13 protein-coding genes are annotated in these 15,127 nt (G+C 41.2%); 10 read left to right on the forward strand and 3 right to left on the reverse strand.

Going from position 1 to position 15,127, the window contains the following annotated elements; all coding sequences use genetic code 11:
- Positions 1-109: 109 nt before the first annotated feature.
- The 4 genes from EGC82_RS00440 to glpG all read left to right on the forward strand — a co-directional run bounded on the left by EGC82_RS00440 (position 110) and on the right by glpG (position 3,631).
- Complete coding sequence (locus EGC82_RS00440; protein ID WP_124729020.1) at positions 110-1,303, forward strand: glycine C-acetyltransferase; 1,194 nt, start codon at positions 110-112, stop codon at positions 1,301-1,303.
- A gap of 24 nt (positions 1,304-1,327) precedes the next feature.
- The gene (tdh, locus tag EGC82_RS00445; RefSeq protein WP_124729021.1) at positions 1,328-2,353 is read left to right on the forward strand and encodes an L-threonine 3-dehydrogenase; all 1,026 of its coding nucleotides are present in this window, start codon (positions 1,328-1,330) and stop codon (positions 2,351-2,353) included.
- A 121-nt stretch (positions 2,354-2,474) separates the two neighbouring features.
- Positions 2,475-2,783: a thiosulfate sulfurtransferase GlpE gene (gene glpE / locus EGC82_RS00450; protein ID WP_124729022.1), complete on the forward strand. Its 309-nt coding sequence runs from the start codon at positions 2,475-2,477 to the stop codon at positions 2,781-2,783.
- Positions 2,780-3,631 carry a rhomboid family intramembrane serine protease GlpG gene (gene glpG / locus EGC82_RS00455; protein WP_124729023.1) on the forward strand — a complete coding sequence of 284 codons (852 nt, stop codon included), beginning with the start codon at positions 2,780-2,782 and terminating at the stop codon, positions 3,629-3,631. The genes glpE and glpG overlap by 4 nt, the downstream gene beginning before the upstream one ends.
- A 94-nt stretch (positions 3,632-3,725) precedes the next feature.
- Here the strand turns inward: glpG and elbB are convergent, their stop codons facing one another.
- The gene (gene elbB, locus EGC82_RS00460; protein WP_124729024.1) at positions 3,726-4,379 is read right to left on the reverse strand and encodes an isoprenoid biosynthesis glyoxalase ElbB; all 654 of its coding nucleotides are present in this window, start codon (positions 4,377-4,379) and stop codon (positions 3,726-3,728) included.
- A 531-nt stretch (positions 4,380-4,910) separates the two neighbouring features.
- On the opposite strand from elbB, the gene polA reads away from it, so the two are divergent.
- Entirely contained in the window at positions 4,911-7,667 is a 2,757-nt protein-coding gene (gene polA / locus EGC82_RS00465) for a DNA polymerase I (protein WP_124729025.1), read from the forward strand.
- Between the two features lie 687 nt (positions 7,668-8,354).
- Here polA and yihA read toward each other — a convergent pair.
- Positions 8,355-9,029, reverse strand: coding sequence for a ribosome biogenesis GTP-binding protein YihA/YsxC (gene yihA / locus EGC82_RS00470; RefSeq protein ID WP_124729026.1), 675 nt, complete (start codon positions 9,027-9,029; stop codon positions 8,355-8,357).
- A 264-nt stretch (positions 9,030-9,293) separates the two neighbouring features.
- On the opposite strand from yihA, the gene EGC82_RS00475 reads away from it, so the two are divergent.
- The 5 genes from EGC82_RS00475 to EGC82_RS00495 all read left to right on the forward strand — a co-directional run bounded on the left by EGC82_RS00475 (position 9,294) and on the right by EGC82_RS00495 (position 13,590).
- A complete protein-coding gene (locus tag EGC82_RS00475; RefSeq protein WP_124729027.1) occupies positions 9,294-9,917 on the forward strand; it encodes a c-type cytochrome in 624 nt (207 codons plus the stop codon).
- An 841-nt stretch (positions 9,918-10,758) separates the two neighbouring features.
- Positions 10,759-11,421, forward strand: coding sequence for a methyltransferase domain-containing protein (locus tag EGC82_RS00480; protein WP_124729028.1), 663 nt, complete (start codon positions 10,759-10,761; stop codon positions 11,419-11,421).
- Positions 11,422-11,476: 55 nt separating this feature from the next.
- Positions 11,477-12,025: a Der GTPase-activating protein YihI gene (gene yihI / locus EGC82_RS00485; RefSeq protein WP_124729029.1), complete on the forward strand. Its 549-nt coding sequence runs from the start codon at positions 11,477-11,479 to the stop codon at positions 12,023-12,025.
- Positions 12,026-12,120: 95 nt separating this feature from the next.
- The gene (locus EGC82_RS00490) at positions 12,121-12,588 is read left to right on the forward strand and encodes a DUF2489 domain-containing protein (protein WP_124729030.1); all 468 of its coding nucleotides are present in this window, start codon (positions 12,121-12,123) and stop codon (positions 12,586-12,588) included.
- A gap of 447 nt (positions 12,589-13,035) precedes the next feature.
- Entirely contained in the window at positions 13,036-13,590 is a 555-nt protein-coding gene (locus EGC82_RS00495) for a lysophospholipid acyltransferase family protein (RefSeq protein WP_124729031.1), read from the forward strand.
- Between the two features lie 71 nt (positions 13,591-13,661).
- On the opposite strand, the gene EGC82_RS00500 is transcribed toward EGC82_RS00495, so the two are convergent.
- Positions 13,662-15,116: an alpha/beta fold hydrolase gene (locus EGC82_RS00500; protein ID WP_124729032.1), complete on the reverse strand. Its 1,455-nt coding sequence runs from the start codon at positions 15,114-15,116 to the stop codon at positions 13,662-13,664.
- Positions 15,117-15,127: the final 11 nt, after the last annotated feature.

Consider the following 15,127-nt stretch of genomic DNA (forward strand, 5'->3'; position numbering starts at 1 on the left):
GCAAAAATAAAGGTTAGAATGCCAACAACTCCAAAACACCCTGTCATTTATCGCAGTGTTTTACTGCGTGATTTGGATAAGCATAATAACCATATTTAGGAGAACACAGGTGACATCTACCTCTTTTTACGACCGAATTAATCAGCAAATTGTCGATGTAAAAGCCGATGGCTTATACAAAAGCGAGCGCATCATTGCTTCAGCTCAACAAACCGCCATTCAAGTTAACAGTGAAGAAGTGATTAATTTCTGCGCCAATAACTATTTAGGCTTAGCCAATCATCCTGATCTTATCGCAGCAGCAAAAGCCGGTTTAGACAGTCATGGTTTTGGTATGGCGTCGGTACGATTCATCTGTGGTACTCAAGATATTCATAAGCAATTAGAAGCTAGCCTAAGTGAATTTTTAGGCATGGAAGACACTATTTTATATTCGTCTTGCTTCGATGCTAACGCAGGTTTATTTGAAACCTTATTAGATGCTGAAGATGCCATTGTGTCTGATGCGCTTAACCATGCCTCAATCATTGATGGTGTGCGTTTATGTAAAGCTAAGCGTTTTCGCTATGCCAACAACGACATGGCCGACTTGGAAACTCAGCTTATTGCAGCCCAAGCAGCTGGCGCTCGCAATATCTTAGTCGCAACCGATGGTGTGTTTTCGATGGACGGCGTAATCGCTAACCTGAAAGGCGTATGCGATTTAGCGGATAAGTACGGTGCATTAGTGATGGTAGATGACTCTCATGCTGTTGGCTTTATCGGTCAAAATGGTCGTGGAACTCATGAATACTGCAACGTCATGGATCGGGTCGATATTATTACCGGTACATTAGGTAAAGCGTTAGGTGGCGCCTCGGGTGGTTTTACTGCAGCGAAAAAAGAAGTCGTTGAATGGTTACGTCAGCGCTCGCGCCCTTACCTATTTTCAAATTCATTAGCGCCTTCTATTGTTAGCGCGTCAATTCGTGTACTGGAAATGCTAAAAACCGGTCAAGATTTACGTGAAGCCGTTTGGGAAAACAGTCGCTATTTCCGTGAGCAGATGTCGGCGGCTGGCTTTACCTTAGGTGGTGCAGATCATGCCATTATTCCGGTTATGATTGGCGATGCTAAATTAGCGGGTGATTTTTCCAACCGTTTATTGCAACAACATATTTACGTGGTTGGATTCTCATTCCCTGTCGTGCCTAAAGGCCAAGCACGAATTCGAACCCAAATGTCTGCAGCGCATACTCGCGCACAACTTGATCATGCTATTGGTGCCTTTACCCGTATTGGTAAAGAAATGGGCATTATCTAATTCTACAGAACATAGGTCATCAATATGAAAGCGTTAAGTAAGTTAAAGCCTGAAGAAGGCATCTGGATGGTCGATGCACCAAAACCAGAAATGGGTCATAACGACCTACTAATCAAAATTCGTAAAACGGCTATTTGTGGTACTGACGTCCATATCTACAACTGGGACGAGTGGTCACAAAAAACCATTCCAGTACCTATGATTGCGGGTCATGAATATGTCGGTGAAGTGGTCGGTGTTGGCCAAGAAGTGCGAGGTTTTAGCATTGGCGATCGCGTCTCTGGTGAAGGTCATATTACCTGTGGTCATTGCCGTAACTGTCGTGCTGGTCGTACCCACTTATGCCGTAATACTTCAGGTGTTGGCGTCAACCGTGACGGCGCATTTGCCGAATACTTAGTCCTACCTGCATTTAACGCTTTCAAGATCCCTGCAGATATTTCTGATGACTTAGCGGCTATATTCGATCCTTTCGGTAACGCAGTTCACACCGCATTGTCGTTTGATTTAGTTGGCGAAGACGTATTAATTACTGGCGCGGGTCCTATTGGTATTATGGCTGCTGCTGTGTGTAAACATGTCGGAGCTCGTCATGTGGTAATTACCGATGTAAACGAATACCGACTTGATCTAGCCCGAAAAATGGGCGCGACTCGCGCTGTTAACGTCGCTACAGAAAACCTTAAAGATGTCATGAAAGAACTAGGCATGACTGAAGGGTTTGATGTAGGTTTAGAAATGTCAGGCGTACCCTCTGCATTCCACGCCATGTTGGACACCATGAACCACGGCGGCAAAATTGCCATGCTAGGTATTCCTGGTGGCGAGATGGCAATTGATTGGAGCAAAATCATTTTTAAAGGTCTGATCATTAAGGGTATTTACGGCCGTGAAATGTTCGAAACTTGGTACAAAATGGCAAGCTTAATCCAATCGGGCTTAGATTTGTCTCCTATCATTACGCATCACTTTAGTGTTGATGACTTCCAAAAAGGCTTTGATGCTATGCGTTCAGGTCAATCTGGTAAGGTCATCTTAAGCTGGGATTAACTATTAACGTCTAGCTCATCCACACTAACAAGGGGTTGTATTTGTACAACCCCTTGTTGCAAACTAATACTAATACTAATACTAAGCCTAACGCTATTAGTCCACTTTCATAGGTAATAACATGTCTGGTTTTAAACATTTGTCGATTAATGAACTTATCCATATGTCCACCGAATCTAACGACATACAAGTTGTTGATATTCGTGATGCTGCAAGTTTTACAGCTGGTCACATTGAAGGTTCAACCAATTTAACCAACGAAAATCTAGCAGACTTTATTGGCGCTGCTGATATGGACAAACCTTTAGTGGTAGTGTGTTATCACGGTATGAGCAGCCAAAGCGCGGCAACTTACCTAAATGAACAAGGTTTTGATAATGTTTATAGCCTAGACGGTGGTTTTAGTGCGTGGAGCTTAGCTAACTCATGATAGAAATTGGCCAACTACCTAATGCACGTGCAGCACAAGCGTTTATTGACTACCTCAAAGGGTTAAATATTCAATGCCATGCTGTGACTCATTCTCAGGGTGTTGGCCTAGAAATTATTAACCCAGCTGATGAAATCCAAGCTCGAGCTGAGTTAATTGAGTTTGCTAAAAACCCATACGATAGTAAATACTTGCAAGCCTCTTGGGACAACGGTGCAACGGATACCAAATTTGACTATGGCCCAGGAACTAAAGGCTTAATTCAACAGTTTATGACCGGTGCAGGCCCACTGACATTAGTGTGCTTTTTTGCTTGTGTTGCCGTTTTCGCGGGCATGAACCTTGGCTTTGCTGATGCTATTTTTACAAAATTATCTTTTTTTAACGCTGTTCCAAGCAGTGATATAAGCCAAATTTGGCGAGTATTCACTCCAAGTCTAATGCACTTTTCTGCAATGCATATTATTTTCAATATCCTGTGGTGGTGGTACTTAGGTGGTAAAATTGAAACCCAATTAGGCACCCGACCATTACTCTTCCTATTAGTCGTCGCAGGTACTTTACCTAATATTGTGCAGTTTTACATGACAGGACCTAACTTTGGCGGGCTGTCTGGTGTGGTTTACGCTGTGGTGGGTTACACCTGGCTAATGGGTATTCGAAACCCCACTTGTGGTATTAGTTTGCCGCAATCTTATATGGGATTTATGCTTGTTTGGTTAGTTTTAGGCTTTACTGATATTCTGGGAATGCCTATTGCTAATGGTGCCCATATTGCAGGGCTCTGTGTTGGCTTAGCTCAAGCATTATTTGATAGCAGAAAATCTCAACTGGCTAAAAGCAGCTAGAAACCTGCTGCTCACCAATAATAAATGCCACTTACAGTGGCATTTACTTTGGCATTAATCCACTCATACTCACGCAGTATTTCACACCTAATCGTTACGCCATTTCAAGTACTTTATTAACCAGTTTTTCAATACCTATGTGTGCTTCTAAAATTGATGTTGCTAGCATGTAAGCAGGCGTACTGACTATTTTATTCACTTCATCAACAACAATATCTTCTACTTGGGCGTTTTTATGCTTACCGCCCATTTCATTAAATGCATGCGCGGTCTCAACATCAGTGCCTATGGTGCCAATGGCTCCTTTGCCATAAATATTAGGGATCATCACAGGTGAAATACACACAAAACCCACCGGTTTATGTGCTAACCCAAACTCACGAATAAAGTTTTCTACAATAGGCTGAATATCGCAATTACTGCCAGTGGTGGCGAAATTAGATAAATTTTTAGCGGCACCAAAACCACCAGGAATAACCAAACCATCAAATTGACTAACATCTAACGTGCTGGCATTAAGTACTTCACCACGTGCTATTCGCGCAGACTCAACTAGTACATTACGCGTTTCGTCGGTGTTAACCTCACCAGTTAGGTGATTCACCACATGCATTTGAGTAATATCTGGCGCAAAACATTGATAATGTGCACCTGCTCGCGTTATCGCCAGCAGGGTTAATACCGCTTCGTGAATTTCAGTTCCGTCAAATACCCCACAGCCACTCAATAAAACAGCAATCTTTTTCATGACACCCTCCTTCAACTTTTAATTGATAATGTAAAATTTACAACAAAAAACCAACAAAACGATTGATCTGATTAAAAATCGTGCTAACTTAGAACGTCGAAATTAGTAGATGCGCTTTTTTTAGTCATAAAACATCATTAAAATTCATTGTGACTTAACTGACATCAATAAAAAAGTCCACAAATTAGTAATATTTATTAGAATTAATATTTAGCTCACAAAAATAAAAATAAAACATACAATTCAACTAGTTACTGATTTCATTTCAAGCCGTAAGAAAATCTATCCAGCAACGTTGATTATTTCACTCACAGACTTATCCACAGGCTGGGAGCCTTTTAGTGTGGCTGATTGTTGGCTTTTCTCGATAAAATTATCCATAAAACCTCAATGGTTACGCCACTTGTCTGCCATGATGGTTATTGAGCACTATATTGGATAAATAACTGACAATCTCTTAAGCATCTTGAGGTGCTGTGGGTATAATGTCATCCTATTAGTCTCGCAAAATAATGAACACGAATATTAATTATGCCAACGATTCCCAATAACCCGCTCATCCTCGTTGATGGATCATCTTATCTTTATCGCGCTTATTATTCGCCGCCTCATTTAACCAATTCAAAAGGTGAAGCTACAGGCGCCGTTTATGGTGTTGTTAATATGCTTCGTAGCTTGCTCAATCGCTACAGCCCAAGTCATATTGCTGTCATTTTTGATGCTAAAGGCAAAACCTTCCGTAACGATATGTATGGCGAATATAAAGCCCAGCGTCCACCGATGCCCGATGATCTGCGTAGTCAAATAGAACCGTTACACAAAATCATTCACGCTATGGGTTTACCATTGATCAGTATTTCTGGTGTCGAAGCCGATGATGTTATTGGCACCATCGCCCTTCAAGCGAGTAAAGAAGGCCGAGCAACGTTAATCAGTACCGGCGATAAAGACATGGCGCAGCTCGTCAATGAGCATGTCACCTTAATCAATACCATGACAGATACCATTATGGGACCCGAAGAAGTCAAGACGAAGTACGGTGTTAACCCAGATAGAATAATCGACTTCTTAGCACTAATGGGTGACAAATCTGACAATATTCCAGGTTTACCCGGCGTCGGCGAAAAAACCGCTTTGGCCATGTTAACCGGAGCAGGCAGTGTTGCCCAGTTACTTGCCGATCCACAGAGTGTTGTCGACATGGGTTTTCGGGGCTCAAAAACAATGCCGACTAAAATTATTGATAATGCCGACATGTTAAAGCTATCTTACGAGCTAGCCACCATTAAAACGGACGTAGAACTAGAACAAGACTGGCATGAGCTCAATGTTAAGCCACAAGATCGTGATGAACTGATTAAATGCTTTGGTGAAATGGAGTTCAAGCGTTGGTTAGCTGAAGTATTAGATAACAAGCAACCTCGTGGCACCGTTAACGACGATAGTGATGAAGAAATCATCGTATCGCCAACTATTGAAGCTGAATATGAAACGATTCTGACTATGGAAGCTCTCGACAAATGGATCGAACAGCTTAATAGCGCCGACCTGATTGCGATTGATACTGAAACCACTAGTCTCAATTACATGGAAGCAGAACTTGTCGGTTTATCATTTGCTACCGAAGCAGGTAAAGCAGCTTATTTACCATTAGCACATGACTACCTTGACGCACCAGAGCAAATAGATAAAGCCAGTGCACTTGCAAAGCTGCGACCGATACTTGAAAGTGAAACGCCACAGAAAGTGGGCCAAAACCTTAAGTATGATATGAGTATTTTAGCCAATGCTGGAATTACTCTCAAAGGCATACGCTTTGATACCATGCTCGAATCCTATGTGTTTAATTCAGTGGCATCGCGCCACGACATGGATGGTTTAGCGCTTAAATATCTTGGCCATAAAAATATTAGTTTCGAAGAGGTCGCTGGTAAAGGTGCAAAAAAATTGACCTTTAACCAAGTTAATTTAGATATAGCTGGCCCATATGCTGCTGAAGATGCCGATATCACCCTGCGTCTACATCAACACCTATGGCCAAGATTGGAAAAAGAACCTGAGCTAGCTTCGGTATTTACCGAATTAGAACTACCGTTAATTCAAGTATTATCAGACGTTGAGCGCCAAGGTGTATTGATTGATTCAATGTTACTGAGTCAGCAAAGTGGTGAATTAGCCAAAAAACTCGATGATCTTGAAAATAAAGCCTACGAAATTGCTGAAGAGAAGTTTAACTTAGCCTCGCCTAAGCAACTGCAAACGTTATTTTTTGAAAAACTGGGTTACCCAGTGAAGAAAAAAACGCCTAAAGGCGCGCCATCAACAGCTGAAGACGTGTTAGCAGAACTGGCACTTGATTACCCTTTACCGAAAATTATCCTTGAACATCGCAGTCTAGCCAAACTAAAGAGCACTTATACCGATAAGCTACCACTAATGGTTAACGCTACTACAGGTCGAGTTCATACCAGTTATCACCAAGCTAATGCTGCAACTGGCCGCTTGTCATCAAGTGAGCCAAACTTACAGAATATTCCCATTCGTACCGAGGAAGGCCGCCGTATTCGCCAAGCCTTTATCGCTCCCGCGGGTCGTAAGATTTTAGCAGCCGATTATTCACAAATTGAATTACGGATCATGGCGCACTTATCCCAAGACGCAGGTTTATTAACAGCTTTTGCTGCAAATAAAGATATTCATAAAGCTACTGCAGCGGAAGTTTTTGGCGTACATTTCGAAGAAGTGACGACAGAGCAGCGTCGCCGCGCTAAAGCGGTTAACTTTGGCTTAATTTACGGTATGTCAGCATTTGGTTTAGCCAAGCAGTTAGATATTCCACGTAACGAAGCCCAAACCTACATCGACACTTATTTTGCTCGCTATCCAGGCGTGCTCAAATACATGGAAGAAACCCGTGCCATTGCGGCTGAACTAGGTTATGTATCAACGTTATTCGGACGTCGGTTATATTTGCCTGAAATCAACGACCGCAACGCCATGCGTCGCCAGGCTGCTGAACGCGCTGCGATTAATGCGCCAATGCAAGGTACTGCAGCAGACATTATCAAAAAAGCCATGATTGCCATTCACCAGTGGATTAACCAAGACACTCAAGGTGAAATAACCCTGATAATGCAAGTACACGATGAATTAGTGTTTGAAGTGGATGAAGCTCAAGCTGAAACGCTCAAAACTAAAGTGTGCGACTTAATGGCGCAAGCAGCATCATTAGACGTCACCTTATTGGCAGAGGCAGGCATTGGCAATAATTGGGATGAAGCCCACTAATTATAGATTTTTATTGATTTGCGCTATGTTTACTACAAGTAGCACCAGCTGTTAAGCATAAAATGTCGTATTCATTGAGATACGGCATTTTTATTAACTTATGCAAACTGTTTTATCACGTGATATAAACCTTAAAAAATTAACCTACAACCAATATCCTGCCTAATACCACAACATATTCACCGGCTCAGTTAACAAACTTACTTTGATTTGCTCACATAGTCACAGTTATTATATCTTTTTATAGGAAACAGTTTTTCATTTTAAGGCGGATACGCTATTATATTCTTCGTAGGGTACAGAGGTTAAGATGTTCAATCTTTCAAACCTTTATTTCACTAGCGATAGTGACTAGCCAAATTCGGCGCCCCAGCAATCTAGGTTGCTGGGGCTTTTTTTTTGATTTTTTTCCATCATTAAAAATATTTAGAGTAAATACTTTAATGTTGATAAAAAAACAGTTATTATGTCGTTATTGAGCGCCATCAAATTGAGTTGATGGCACTTGAGTCTTGTTGAATTTAGCTTCTCCCCAAAAGAGCTAATTTATTTGTACCGATGGCCGTTTGGTTATCGGTTTTTTTTTGCTTAAAAATCACCATTATTACAATATAGAAAACACAGATGCAAAAAAGCCGACATCGCTGCCGGCTCTTAGTTTTACTAATCTATAATATCACTCGACCACTACTCTGGTGCTAATTCCGACGCTGACGCTTGCTCAGCCTTCTGTTCAGCTAACCATTCAGGATGGCACCAATCGTTTAAAATACTCAATACCTTAGGCTTACCTGTGCCTTTGAGTGACGACAAAGTCTCTACCTGTACTTTATCACCAAAACTCTTTAGGGCTGCACGCACATCATTAACCGTCTTCATTTTGACGCTTTGAGTCAATTTATCGGATTTAGTTAATAAGGCTAATACTGGAATATTGCTCAATACTGCCCACTCAATCATTTGCATATCGAGATCTTTCAGCGGATGACGAATATCCATCAATACCACCACACCGCTTAAACAGGCACGCTTTTGTAAGTACTCGCCCAGCGCCTCTTGCCATTTATTTTTTAATGCTAGAGGGACTTGTGCAAAACCATAACCTGGTAAATCGACTAAACGACGATCATCATCTAACTGAAATACGTTAATTAATTGGGTTCGACCCGGTGTTTTACTGGTTCTGGCTAAACTTTTTTGTTCAGTAAGCGCATTTAATGCACTGGATTTACCAGCATTAGAGCGCCCTGCAAATGCAATCTCAATCCCGATATCCCCAGGAAGATACTGATCTAAATGCGCAATGTCTGGCGCACTGATTAAAAACTTAGCCCTACGGAAATCGATACGAGATTCTGTCACTCTTAACTCCAATTAAATTACTTCTAGTAAACGCATTACCATAAATTTTTAACAATTGCTTACTTTTGCACATTTTCGTGTAAAATATTAGCCTGATCACATTATATACCCAAGCAACGCTGATATGTGTGATGTAGTCATAAATGATCTAGCTCTTCACGAGCATCGTAAACTACATCAGAGCGCTTGGAAAAAACATTTTACCACGCTTGCGGGTCTTCCTAGTAAGCTCAGGACAATAAATTAACTAGAAGTTGGAACGCCATGAAAAAGTTAGCTCTTGCGCTGTCTGTAGTCGCCGCTATGTCATCATCAGTTATGGCTGAAGGTAATGCTGAAGCAGGCAAAACTAAAGCAATCGTATGTTCTGCCTGTCACGGTGCTGACGGCAATAGCATGATTGATATGTATCCTAAATTAGCAGGACAACACCCTGCCTATCTTGAAAAACAATTAACAGAATTTCGTCTTGCTGCTAAAACAGGTGGCGCAGAGGGTCGTATGAACCCAATTATGATTGGTTTTGCAATGGGGCTCAGTGATGAAGATATCGCTGATGTTTCAGCATTCTTTGCAAGCCAAGTACAAGTTGTCGCCGACGTTACCGACGTACCTGCTGCAGGTGAAAAACTGTATAAAGGCGGTGACGCCGCTCGTGGTATTACTGCATGTGTTGCCTGTCATGGTCCTGAAGGCCAAGGCGCTGCTGCTGCAGGCTTCCCTGTCGTAGGTGGTCAGCATGCTAACTATATCAAAATTCAGCTAACACAATTTCGTGATGGAGTTCGTCACAACGATTTAAATGGCATGATGCAAGATGTAGCTAAAAAATTATCTGATGCTGATATCGAAGCATTATCTAAATATATTTCAAGTATTAAGCATTAATACCCTTGAATTTTTGCGAATAAAAAAATGGGCTTTCGAGCCCTTTTTTTACACTACAAAGTTGACGTTGACGTAAGCTTCATCGATTATTACTTGACATTGTTCACACTTTTAGCGTTAAATACACCCCGTACCGAGACAAACCCAGCTGTTTGCAACATAAAACTAATAACATCAAGCAGGTTTCGGACTGATACATTTAAGATATAAGAATAAAGTAAATTTATAATAATAATAATTTAAGACCACTCACTAATAATAACAATATGAGTCGCTGTTTCACTTTGAAATGCTGGTCGTAAAATTTGTAAGGAATAGACCGATTGGTCGACATGCTGTTTAGCACTGCCTTACACAACAGAGTGACTGATAACCCAGAGTATTATTTGAAGATTCAAATAATAGCAAACAAAGCTTATTGCTGAGGATGCATTAACTGGAGGCTTTATCGCTCGAAGGTACAAAGTAACAAGGATGGTTAACTAATGTCATTGAAGACAATTAGGATATTGATGCGTCATTGAAGACCATCTACAGAAGCTGTAGTCAGGACGGCAACAGAATATAAAAAAGCGTCATAGATGACCAATAACAACTAAAAACGGCATGGAAAGCAGAATAAATAAAGATCTGACCGGGATAGTCACATAGCAAGTACGGATACTTGGAATCAGAATAAAGTGCGTTAAGCACTATTTTTATGAGGTGGCAGTTTATACTGCCACCTTTTTTTATTCCTAAAAAGTATTAATCTTGACATGATTTCAAATACTTACTTTTAATTAGCTGCATTCACTATATAATCATTTATTAAGTCAATACTTAGGTGCTGCTGTATTTGATGAATGTATGTCCGCTTTGTAATCATTGTGCTGGTTTTTTTGTTCAAGACAAAAAAAGAGCGTTCTACAGCTGCGAACGATGTGGTTTAGTCTTTGCTAACCCAAAATCAAACCTGATGCCAGATCTTGAGCGCCAACGTTATGGTCAGGCGCAAAAGTCATCGAAACAAAAGCCATTATCACAATTTATTCTGCCACTATTAGTTCAAATATCTCAGCAACAAAGTGGTGTACTTACTGGCCTTAATTTTGGTCGTTTACTTGATGACCAAAGTAGGCAGTCCATTGCAAATGCAGGCCATATTGTTAATGAGTACGATCCATTTTTTGCTGCAGATCAGTCGGTACTAAAACAAACTTATGATTTTGTGTGTTGTTATCGAGTATTTGAGCACTTTCGTCATCCTCATCGAGAATGGATATTGCTCAATCAATTGATTAAACCCGGCGGCTGGTTAGCAATAAGCACTCCCTTATTGACTGATAAAGAGCATTTTGCCAAATGGCATTACAAAAACAATCCAACTCATGTAAGCTTTTATCAGCACTCCACATTCGAATATTTAGCATTAAATAGTGATTTTGAGCTATTATTTGCATCGAAAGATCTGGTTTTGATGCAAAAATCATCAGAATCTGATATAAAGCGCATCCTTATTTAGTGTCTTGTAGAAATTGCTCTGCAAGAACGTGTTTAGAAAACCTAACGAGAACATCATGGCTCGCAGTAAAAAAACTCGCAAAGGCGGCGAAAACGGCGCTAAGTTTGCACCAAGAGTAAAAAAAGTTGATCGCAATGCGGTCGATGGTAAAAAATCAGAAACCGGCCGAAAATCAGGCAGCCGCCATAATGAAGCGATGCTTAAACAAGCAGCGGGTAGCGCAACGGCTAAAAATAAAGATGCACGTCATGGCAGTAAAAAGCCGGTTGCATTAATATTACCGACATCAATAACTAAGCCATTAGTGGTTAAGCCTAAACAGCCTAAACTGACTGACGAGCAAAAATTATTGCAACTTGAAGACGATCCAAGATTGAATCAGCTACTAGACCAACTTGAAGAAGGTCGTAATTTATCTGACACCGATCAAAAGTGGTTGAATATTCAGCTAGATAAAATTGAACAACTGATGTTGAGTTTAGGCCTAACCGAAGGTGATGATACGCCAATGGAAAGCCCTAAAAAGCAACTGAGTGATGATGAACTATTGAGTCGTTTTGAATCAGGTGCCGATCTGCTTAAAGATTATCAGCAGAAAGATTAATCTGCTTGATGAAAGTAATACCAAGCTATTTCTTGGTTTGATATCATAAAACTGGCGCATATGGCGCCAGTTTTGTATTCAAAAAAGGATAAATTGTGTCTACAACCGCCATCGTTATTGCTTTACTCATTATTGTAGCCCTTGCAACCTACGCAACACACTTACTGTTAACCCTTAAGCGTCGAACCCAAGCTAATCAACTTGCACTGTCAGAACGTAAGGCTAAAGCTGAAGAGCGCAGACAGCAAATACTGACTGATATTCGATACATTGCCGCAGCAATGCTAGAAGACCGCTGTGAGCTGTCTGAAGGCGTTATGCGCATAGGAAAACTATTTGATGCATTATCCATGTCAGAACAAGTTATGGCCGACTTCCCTAACCTATTTACCCATTACGAGTTGATTAGAAACCATCCCATCATGGAAGCCCGCACAGCTTTACCTAAGCAGCAGCGGATGAAATTTGATTTTGAACGGATGAAATCAGAAGCAGAATTAGAACCCGTCATCCTGGACGAAGCAAAACGCATTGCAGAGTTTAATCAACCAACTACTCACTAGCACTTTCCCAACAGCTTAGTGGTTGCTCCCTATGATAAACGGCTAACGCATAACCTTTGCCCAGCTAATATGTAAGGCGTTGCCAATACTCACACAGTTGCTTTGAAACGTAATAAACTCGCCATAAAATGAATAAGAACACTTTTGTTAGTGATAGCACATTCAAATCAAATACTGGAAAATTAATCTAACTGTTATGGATTAATCCTATCTAATCTCTCTCCGCTTTTATTCTACGTTGAGTGTTAGTATTTGCTATTTGCTATTTGCTATTTTGGATTAAGCATGAAATTGACACTATGACCGACTATGCTGATATGACCTAAGATAAACTGACATGCCGCAATAGATAAAAACGTTTTTGACTGCATTTAATGACGTCGCATTGATGGTGTGTCAACACAATAAAACAAGAAGCCTACAAAGCTCAATAATTGGAATAACATCATGTTCAGTACATTTTGCTCAGGATTACTCAAAATACTGGGTTGGAAAATAGATGGTCAACTCGATAAAACTACGCCATGCGTCATCATTGTTGGCCCACATACCAGTAACTGGGATTTCATCATTGGTATTATCGCCCGCAGCGCCTTAGGCACCAAAATCCACTTTTTAGGTAAGCATCAGCTGTTTATTCCACCTTGGGGATGGCTTTTTCGCGCCATGGGTGGCAGCCCTGTCGATAGACGTAAATACAATAACTTGGTTGATGGCGTGGTGCTGTTATTCCAACAAGATCCACTGTATAAACTGGCCCTAGCACCAGAAGGAACTCGCGGCCCAGTAACCCGTTGGAAAAGTGGCTTTTACCATATTGCCGTTAAAGCTAATGTGGATATTGTGCCAATAGGATTAGATTTTAGCCGTAAAGCGATTGTGATTGCCAAGCCTTTAAGACCGGCGGGAGATATTGAAGCAGAAATAAACCAACTAATGGATTTTTATCGTTCAATCAAAGGAGTTCATCCAAAATTAGTGCCTGATTATCAACAAAACTAGGGCCTAATCATTACATTTTAACGAACTCATACAGCTCAGTTGAAATGCTATCAGAGCATCACTTACCAATACTACAATACGCTTTCTAAACTTTCTGTGGCCAATACGTAACTGCCACCTAAACGGGTAATATGGGTTGGGGTGTGGATCCGTACTAAAGATAGCACTAACCGAGTCGACTCTTGCGAGATAAACACCGGTGATTCTCCCCAAAAGGTGACTCCTGCCAAATCAAACCGACTACGAGTACTGGTGAGCACACCCGAAAAATGACTATCGGTGGCACTAACAGTACTGCGCGTAATCATCATATTGTTCAACGCAGCACCTAAACGGCTAGACTTAATAGCCACGATAGAATCACTAATACTGAGCTGATTTACAGTAACATTATCTATAAACACCAATTTACAGTCTTCAATAATTAACTGCTCATATTGGCCTGAAAAATATTGTTGGCTATCTTGATAGCATTTACCCACACGATGACTTTTATTTTCAGGCGGTGGCTGGCGGGGTGAAGGAGGAGTTACAAGACTAGTGAGTAACAGCTGATTAAAGATATGTTGGTGAGACTTCATCGGTACATGCCCTGCACCAGCAATAACCTTTAGCTGTGCAGTAGGTAATACATGCAGTAGCGCTTGAGCGGTCCGCAGTGGCGCAACTTGATCATCGGCACCCCAAATTAACTGCGTAGCGGGCATCTGTTGGTAATTAAGCACAGAGAAGTTTTGTTCCATTAGCGCTAATGCCGCATTAGTATTCGTTTGTTCGCCAATGGTCATATTACGAATAGACTCGTTACGGCTTAACAACTTAGTGGGATCGAATCCCGTTCCAGTTTTCTCTAATATTTTATCCGCAAAATTATCAACCCGCGCCAACACCCGGCGTAATCCTTGGGGTAATTCACTGTTAGCCATATCTCGTTTCGAAATCTGCTTTAAATAGGCGGTACGGTCTAAAATACCCGCCGCATCAACTAACACAAGTTGCTTAATATTACCTGGATATTGGCTGGCATAGTATAAACTGATCGCCGCCCCCATCGAATGTCCCACAAGATGTACCTGAGCATTGTGATGGCGATAATGGTTAATAACCCAATCGATAACTTTGGCATATTCTTTTGGCGAGTAGGTAAATACCGCCCCTTGTGATAAGCCAAAGCCGGGTAAATCGATAGCAACAACATGGTACTGCTTAGCTAGTGCAGGAATAACCGTTAACCAATCTTTAGAGGCTAAATCTCCCAAACCATGAATAAGCACAACGGTATCACTATGCTCAAGCCCAGCTTGCACCACAAACAGCGGCGCTTGGTGACTGGGTGCCATCACTCGTTCAAATTGATAGTTTGCAGGATAATCCGCTAACTCTGCGGCGGTTAACGGTTCGGCTGTCACTGGCTTTGCAGCGCCTATTGAACGAACTTGCCTATTGATATCATTAAACCAATTAGCTTGCACGGGCATCGCCGACCACAGCAACAGCAATGATACTAATACCAATAATTTAACCACTGCAGATATCG

The organism is Shewanella livingstonensis (assembly GCF_003855395.1).
GTDB classification, from domain to species: domain Bacteria; phylum Pseudomonadota; class Gammaproteobacteria; order Enterobacterales; family Shewanellaceae; genus Shewanella; species Shewanella livingstonensis.

Coding starts and splice junctions, on each gene's coding strand:
- tdh (WP_124729021.1), top strand. CDS start 1,328: ATGAAAGCGTTAAGTAAGTTAAAGCCTGAAGAAGGCATCTGGATGGTC.
- glpE (WP_124729022.1), top strand. CDS start 2,475: ATGTCTGGTTTTAAACATTTGTCGATTAATGAACTTATCCATATGTCC.
- glpG (WP_124729023.1), top strand. CDS start 2,780: ATGATAGAAATTGGCCAACTACCTAATGCACGTGCAGCACAAGCGTTT.
- elbB (WP_124729024.1), bottom strand. CDS start 4,379: ATGAAAAAGATTGCTGTTTTATTGAGTGGCTGTGGGGTATTTGACGGA.
- polA (WP_124729025.1), top strand. CDS start 4,911: ATGCCAACGATTCCCAATAACCCGCTCATCCTCGTTGATGGATCATCT.
- EGC82_RS00475 (WP_124729027.1), top strand. CDS start 9,294: ATGAAAAAGTTAGCTCTTGCGCTGTCTGTAGTCGCCGCTATGTCATCA.
- EGC82_RS00480 (WP_124729028.1), top strand. CDS start 10,759: ATGAATGTATGTCCGCTTTGTAATCATTGTGCTGGTTTTTTTGTTCAA.
- yihI (WP_124729029.1), top strand. CDS start 11,477: ATGGCTCGCAGTAAAAAAACTCGCAAAGGCGGCGAAAACGGCGCTAAG.
- EGC82_RS00495 (WP_124729031.1), top strand. CDS start 13,036: ATGTTCAGTACATTTTGCTCAGGATTACTCAAAATACTGGGTTGGAAA.